At 55.0% G+C, this 6,374-nt stretch carries 6 protein-coding genes and 1 tRNA gene; all 7 read left to right on the forward strand.

The window, feature by feature from the left end; all coding sequences use genetic code 11:
- Positions 1 to 15 precede the first annotated feature (15 nt).
- The 7 genes from ACL7TT_RS12765 (at position 16) to ACL7TT_RS12795 (ending at position 6,366) form a co-directional block, all read left to right on the forward strand.
- A complete protein-coding gene (locus ACL7TT_RS12765; RefSeq protein WP_413395909.1) occupies positions 16 to 855 on the forward strand; it encodes an alpha/beta hydrolase in 840 nt (279 codons plus the stop codon).
- A 131-nt stretch (positions 856 to 986) separates the two neighbouring features.
- On the forward strand, positions 987 to 1,172 hold the full coding sequence (locus tag ACL7TT_RS12770) for a Trm112 family protein (protein WP_108734085.1): 186 nt from the start codon (positions 987 to 989) through the stop codon (positions 1,170 to 1,172).
- A 4-nt stretch (positions 1,173 to 1,176) separates the two neighbouring features.
- Positions 1,177 to 1,524 (forward strand): histidine triad nucleotide-binding protein, encoded by a 348-nt coding sequence (locus ACL7TT_RS12775; protein WP_299943070.1) that lies wholly within the window; start codon positions 1,177 to 1,179, stop codon positions 1,522 to 1,524.
- Positions 1,525 to 1,600: 76 nt separating this feature from the next.
- Positions 1,601 to 4,213, forward strand: a complete 2,613-nt coding sequence (alaS, locus tag ACL7TT_RS12780) for an alanine--tRNA ligase (protein ID WP_413395911.1) — start codon at positions 1,601 to 1,603, stop codon at positions 4,211 to 4,213.
- Between the two features lie 129 nt (positions 4,214 to 4,342).
- The gene (locus ACL7TT_RS12785; protein ID WP_413395913.1) at positions 4,343 to 5,575 is read left to right on the forward strand and encodes an aspartate kinase; all 1,233 of its coding nucleotides are present in this window, start codon (positions 4,343 to 4,345) and stop codon (positions 5,573 to 5,575) included.
- 228 nt (positions 5,576 to 5,803) lie between these two features.
- The gene (gene csrA, locus ACL7TT_RS12790; RefSeq protein WP_299943075.1) at positions 5,804 to 5,998 is read left to right on the forward strand and encodes a carbon storage regulator CsrA; all 195 of its coding nucleotides are present in this window, start codon (positions 5,804 to 5,806) and stop codon (positions 5,996 to 5,998) included.
- 278 nt (positions 5,999 to 6,276) lie between these two features.
- A tRNA-Ser gene (locus tag ACL7TT_RS12795) sits at positions 6,277 to 6,366 on the forward strand.
- Positions 6,367 to 6,374 lie beyond the last annotated feature (8 nt).

Genomic DNA, 6,374 nt, shown 5'->3' on the forward strand with positions numbered 1-6,374 from the left:
AAAAGGAGGCAGGGGGTGGAATTTTTGACGCGAGATATACGCTTGCACTACCGGCGCTGGTGGGTGGAGCGAGCGTTGGGTATCGTGGTGATTTCCCATGGCCTGGGTGAGCACAGCGGTCGCTATGCCTCCCTGGCCAGGCACCTCAACCGGGCGGGCTTCAGTGTTTATGCACTGGACCACTACGGCCATGGTTTGTCCGCGGGCAAAAGGGGGCATATCGAGGATTTCTCTCTGTATTGCGAGGATTTGTACGAATTTATCTGCCGGGTCAAAAATGGTAACCCCGATACCAATCTGCACCTCCTGGGACACAGTATGGGGGCGGTGGTCGCCTGTGGCAGCGCCATCCGTTACGACTTTGCAGACAGTGTGATCCTGTCTGCACCGGGGTTTTTCGGCAGGCGGGAGCCCGCGGGCCTGGAGTTGAGGCTGGCCCTAACACTGGCAAAGCTATTTCCGCGATTGGTGCTCACCAACCGGATTGATGCTCAATGGCTATGCCGGGATAAGGCGGTTGTCGAGGCCTATCGGAGCGATGCGTTGACGCATCGCGGTATATCCTTGCGCTGGTTTGAAAGCTTCCTGCGGGAGCGGGAGTTCCTCTCCGTCAATCTCGGGCGCCTGCAGGCGCCCTGCCTGATGTTACTGCCGGAGTCGGATCAACTGGTGGACACAAAAGTTAGCCAGGACTGGTTTATCCGTATAGGTTCAGAGATTAAAGAGTTGCACTGTTTCCCCGATGCCTACCACGAATTATTTAATGAGGAGGAGGAGGGGCGCTTGGCGCGGGAGTTGCTGCTGGGGCATTTAAATTCTCTGCTGCCCGCGTCTAGATCTGTCGCCTTAGGGTAAAAATGCGGCAAAGCACTCAAATATACCAGCAGAAGCTGCGGCAAATATCGTGAAAAACCCCATGAGGCAATGTATGATACGCGGTCATTTTTGACCCCGGAAGTTTTGGTGAGGGGAATAGTGGGTGAGACATGGATAAAAAGTTGCTGAGCCTGTTGGTGTGTCCTGTGAGCAAGGCGCCACTCGAGTATCGTGAGGACACCCAGGAACTGGTTTGCAAGGCCAGTGGCCTGGCCTATCCGGTCAGGGATGGGATACCGGTGATGCTGGAGTCTGAAGCACGGCAGCTGACCGCCGAGGAAAAGCTGGAAAAATAAACCGATGGGTGAATCCAGCGTATTTAGTCGAATTATTTCTGGCGATATCCCGACCGAGAAAATCTACGAGGATGACCTTTGTGTCGTTATTGAGGATCGGGCGCCACAAGCGCCGACGCATCTGCTCATTATCCCGCGCAAACCCCTGGTCAACCTGTCTGACGCCAAAAGCGAAGACAAAACCCTGCTTGGCCACTTAATGTGGGTGGCTGCCGAACTGGGCCGACAATTACGCCTCGAGGGTTTTCGGTTGGTAGTCAATAATGGTCGCAGTGCCGGACAGACCGTATTCCATTTACATGTTCACCTGCTGGCACACAAAAAAATGCCTGAGCACAGGCTTGCGCAGTAAATGGGGCAGATGTGGCATCTCGTCACCGGTGGTGTCTCTCAAGTAACTCTCAACAAACGAAGTGGAATTACGCTGGATGAAAAGCGCACAGATTCGCGAAGCCTTTCTGAATTACTTTGCGGGACAGGGTCATACCATTGTGCCATCGAGCTCTCTGATTCCGGGCAACGATCCGACCCTGCTGTTCACCAATGCCGGCATGGTACAGTTTAAGGATACCTTTCTTGGTCACCAGTTGCGCCCCTACAGGCGCGCCGCCAGCGCGCAGCGCTGTGTGCGTGCCGGCGGCAAGCACAACGATCTGGAGAACGTTGGCTATACTGCGCGGCACCATACCTTTTTTGAAATGTTGGGCAATTTCAGCTTTGGCGATTACTTTAAGCGCGAGGCTATCCGTTTTGCCTGGGATTTCCTCACCAAAGTTTTGGGCCTGCCTGAAGAGCGTCTCTGGATTACTGTACATATCAGCGACGACGAAGCCGCCGATATCTGGTTAAAAGAGATCGGTGTCAGTGCGGAACGTTTTTCCCGTCTCGACGAGGACAATTTTTGGCAGATGGGTGACACTGGTCCCTGTGGGCCCAGTTCGGAAATTTTCTATGATCACGGTGAAGCCATAGCCGGAGGTCCGCCCGGCTCAGACAATGACGAACTGGATCGCTATATCGAGATCTGGAATCTGGTGTTTATGCAGTACGAGCGCACGGCAGAGGGTGAGTTGCACCCGCTGCCCAAGCCGTCAGTAGATACCGGTATGGGCCTGGAGCGCATTGCTGCCGTGATGCAGGGCGTGCACTCCAACTACGAAATCGATCTGTTCCAGGCGCTGCTGAAAGCTGCTGGAACAGTCGTCGGCTGTGACAACCTGGAAGAGAAATCCCTGCGGGTCATCGCAGATCATATCCGCTCCTGCGCTTTCCTGATCGCCGATGGCGTTATGCCCTCCAATGAGGGGCGCGGCTTTGTCCTTCGTCGTATTATCCGTCGCGCCGTGCGCCATGGGCACAAGTTGGGGCACAAGGCAGTCTTTTTCTTCCAGTTGGTGGAGGCCCTGGTCGAACAGATGGGCGAAGCCTATCCTGAATTGCGTGAGAAGCAACAGACTATCGAGCAGGTTCTGCGCAAAGAAGAGGAGCAATTCGCCAAGACCCTGGATAAGGGGCTGGCTCTGCTGGAAGACGCCCTCGGCTCATTGGAAGACAGTGAAATTCCGGGAGAGCTGGTGTTCACCCTGCACGACACCTATGGTTTTCCCACCGACCTGACCCAGGACATTGCCCGTGAGCGTGGCTTGTCACTAGATATGGCTGGCTATGAAGTGGCGATGCAGGCCCAGCGCGAGCGCGCCCGCGCCGCGGGCAGGTTTAAGCAGGGCTACACCGAAGTGCTGGGCTTGGGGGGGGCAACTGAGTTCCTGGGTTATGACTCAACGGAAGTTGAGGGTATCGTCGTCGCTATCGTCAAAGAGAGTGGGCGGGTGGAGCGTCTGGAAGAGGGTGAAGAAGGTGCTGTGATATTGGATCGCACATCCTTTTATGCGGAGTCCGGTGGCCAGGTTGGCGATTGCGGTTACCTGACTGCGAGAGCCGGCTGCTTTGAAGTGCGCGACTGTACCAAGCAGGGAAGCCATCATCTGCACAATGGCAAGGTGCTTAAGGGTGCTATTGTGGTTGGCGATCAGGTCGCGGCCAAAGTGTCCGCAGATGTGCGCCGGGCAACGGCCCTGAACCACTCCGCCACCCACCTGTTGCATGCAGCGCTGCGCAAAGTGTTGGGCGAGCATGTTACCCAGAAGGGCTCCCTGGTGGATTCCGAGCGCTTGCGCTTTGATTTCTCCCATCCTGAAGCGGTAACCATCAAACAGCTAAGCGCCATTGAATCTCTGGTTAACGCCCAGATTCGGGCCAACACGCCGGTGGAAACCCGTGAGACTGATATCGACTCCGCCAAAGAAATGGGCGCTATGGCGCTGTTTGGCGAGAAATATGGCCATTCCGTACGTGTACTCTCCATGGGTGTGACCGAACGCGGTGCCTTTTCTGTGGAGTTGTGTGGTGGTACTCATGTTGAGCGCACCGGTGATATTGGTCTGCTGCGTATTGTTGGTGAGAGCGGCATCGCTTCGGGGCAGCGCCGTATCGAAGCGGTGACCGGTGCCCACGCACTGTCGCTGTTTGACCAAACCCAGCAGCATCTTGAACATATCGCCGCGCTCCTCAAGGCGCGCCCGGATACCCTGGCGGATAAGGTAGAGCAGTTATTGCTCACAAATCGCAGGCTGGAAAAGGAGGTTGCACAGCTGAAAACCAAACTTGCCAGTGGTGTCGGCGGTGATCTCTCTGCACAAGCGGTAGAGGTGGCGGGTTTTAAGCTGCTGGCAGCCTCTGTGGAGGGTGCGGACCCGAAGTCCTTGCGAGACCTGGCAGATCAGATGAAGAACAAACTTGGCAGTGGCGTTGTGTTACTCGCCGCACCAGGTGAAGGCAAGGTGGCGCTGGTGGCTGCGGTAACCCCGGACCTGACCAGCCGCCTCTCGGCCGGCGACCTGATGCGCTTTGCCGCTGGCAGGCTCGGTGGCAAGGGCGGCGGTCGACGTGACATGGCCCAAGGTGGTGGGACAGACCTTTCTGCTTTGGCGGGGGTGTTACAGGCGGTGCCGGAGTGGGTTGAGGATGCCCTCAACACGTGATTTCGGTCAATTTGGCGCAAGAAGTGGGGTGTCGAGTTGATTTCGCCGAAGTTTGGTGATTAAGTGCGCGCCTGCATGAATCGAAGCGATGCGTGTGCTTGGCCTTGAGCTGGGGAAACACAAAAAGTTATGAGTTTGTTCGTGCATAAATATGGCGGGACTTCCGTGGGCTCGATTGAGCGCATTGAGGCTGTCGCCGACAAGGTGGCCGCATTTCGCGCCCAGGGGCATGACTTGATTGTGGTGCTTTCTGCTATGAGCGGGGAGACCAACCGCCTGATTGATCTCGCGTATCAGGTTCAGGAAAAGCCCGACCCGCGCGAATTGGATGTACTGGTTTCCACCGGTGAGCAGGTCACTATCGCGCTGTTGAGCATGGCCTTGAAAAAACGTGGCTACGATGCCTGCTCCTATACCGGTGGGCAGGTCAAGATCCTCACGGACAATGCACATACCAAAGCGCGCATTCAGCGCATTGATGTCGAGCGTATGCGCGGGGCTTTGGATGCAGGCAAAGTGGTTGTGGTTGCAGGCTTTCAGGGCGTGGATGATAACGGAAATATCACCACTTTGGGGCGTGGTGGTTCGGATACTACAGGCGTGGCCCTCGCGGCGGCATTGGGTGCAATGGAATGTCAGATCTATACGGATGTCGATGGGGTTTATACCACTGACCCTCGGGTGGTGGACAGTGCTCGCCGTTTGGACCGGATCACGTTCGAGGAAATGCTGGAGATGGCCAGCCTTGGCTCCAAGGTCTTGCAGATCCGCGCCGTGGAGTTTGCCGGTAAATACAAGGTTCCCCTGCGTGTGCTCTCTACTTTTGAGGAGGGTAATGGAACCCTGATTAGCCTGGATGAGGAAGATAACGAAATGGAGCAACCTGTTGTATCCGGTATCGCGTTCAACCGTGATGAGGCCAAGTTAACAATTCGCGGTGTGCCGGATACCCCAGGGGTTGCCTGTCGCATTCTGGCGCCGATTGGCGGTGAAAATATTGAAGTGGACGTCATCGTACAAAACATTAGCGCTGTCGATGGCACTACAGACTTTACTTTCACCGTACATCGCGATGATCTGGGTAAGGCATGTGATGTGCTGGAGCGTGTCGCGGCGGAACTCGGTGCGCGTGAAGTGATCTCAGACGACAAGATTGCCAAGGTATCTATTGTCGGTGTGGGCATGCGATCCCATGCCAACGTGGCCAGTCGTATGTTCAATGCGCTCGGTGAAGACAATATCAATATCCAGATGATCACCACATCTGAGATCAAGATATCGGTGATTATCGATGAGCGCTATCTCGAACTCGCTGTGCGGGCGCTGCACAGTGCGTTTGAACTCTCTGACAAGCAGAGATGAAAAACACAATAACCAGAGTTAAGGCGGTGTGAGCCTTTCATTTCGATTCGGCTTATTGGCACAAAATTCAATCTGTTGAGATTTTGTTCGGCTGGTCAATACTGAATAGTACGATGGGCAGCTTTTTGGCCTTTTTGCACCGCCATCCGGTTATGATGACCAAATAAGAGCAGCTTTAGGGGAATACCGGCCGCTCTTTATCACAGGATGATCAAGGAGAAGTAGGTAATGTTGATTTTAACCCGCCGAATTGGCGAAACGCTGATGGTCGGCGACAATGTGACGGTTACCGTGCTGGGGGTGAAGGGCAATCAGGTGCGCATTGGAGTCAATGCGCCAAAAGAAGTTGCCGTCCACCGCGAAGAAATTTATCAGCGTATCCAGCGCGAAAGACAATCCTCTGAGGAGGGGGGGAGCGAGTAGCTATGCAGCTTGCGTAAAATGGCCGGATATCCGGCCTTTTTTATTTGCATGAAGCTCAATTTTAACCTGACGAGCTGGCGGAAAAGTCCTTTTTGAGCCTGTAGGTCAGTTTGTGCCCAACAGAATAAAAAAGAGCAAAATGTTACTGATTCCCCATTGATTTTTGTCAGCCCATTGGTATGATCCCGCCCACTTTGACGCGAGCACCCGCCTGACGGCTCTTCCCCAGGGAATCCTCGGGAAGTTCTCCGGATACGGGCGTTCAGATAGGAGTGAATGGTGAGATGGCCGAGTGGCTGAAGGCGCGCCCCTGCTAAGGGCGTATGGGTTAACGCCCATCGAGGGTTCGAATCCCTCTCTCACCGCCATACAATGG

This window comes from Microbulbifer jejuensis (assembly GCF_047289955.1).
In the GTDB taxonomy this organism is placed as follows: domain Bacteria; phylum Pseudomonadota; class Gammaproteobacteria; order Pseudomonadales; family Cellvibrionaceae; genus Microbulbifer.

Excerpts from the sequence above, each read along its gene's own strand:
- ACL7TT_RS12770 (WP_108734085.1), top strand. The coding sequence starts at position 987 with ATGGATAAAAAGTTGCTGAGCCTGTTGGTGTGTCCTGTGAGCAAGGCG.
- ACL7TT_RS12775 (WP_299943070.1), top strand. The coding sequence starts at position 1,177 with ATGGGTGAATCCAGCGTATTTAGTCGAATTATTTCTGGCGATATCCCG.
- alaS (WP_413395911.1), top strand. The coding sequence starts at position 1,601 with ATGAAAAGCGCACAGATTCGCGAAGCCTTTCTGAATTACTTTGCGGGA.
- ACL7TT_RS12785 (WP_413395913.1), top strand. The coding sequence starts at position 4,343 with ATGAGTTTGTTCGTGCATAAATATGGCGGGACTTCCGTGGGCTCGATT.
- csrA (WP_299943075.1), top strand. The coding sequence starts at position 5,804 with ATGTTGATTTTAACCCGCCGAATTGGCGAAACGCTGATGGTCGGCGAC.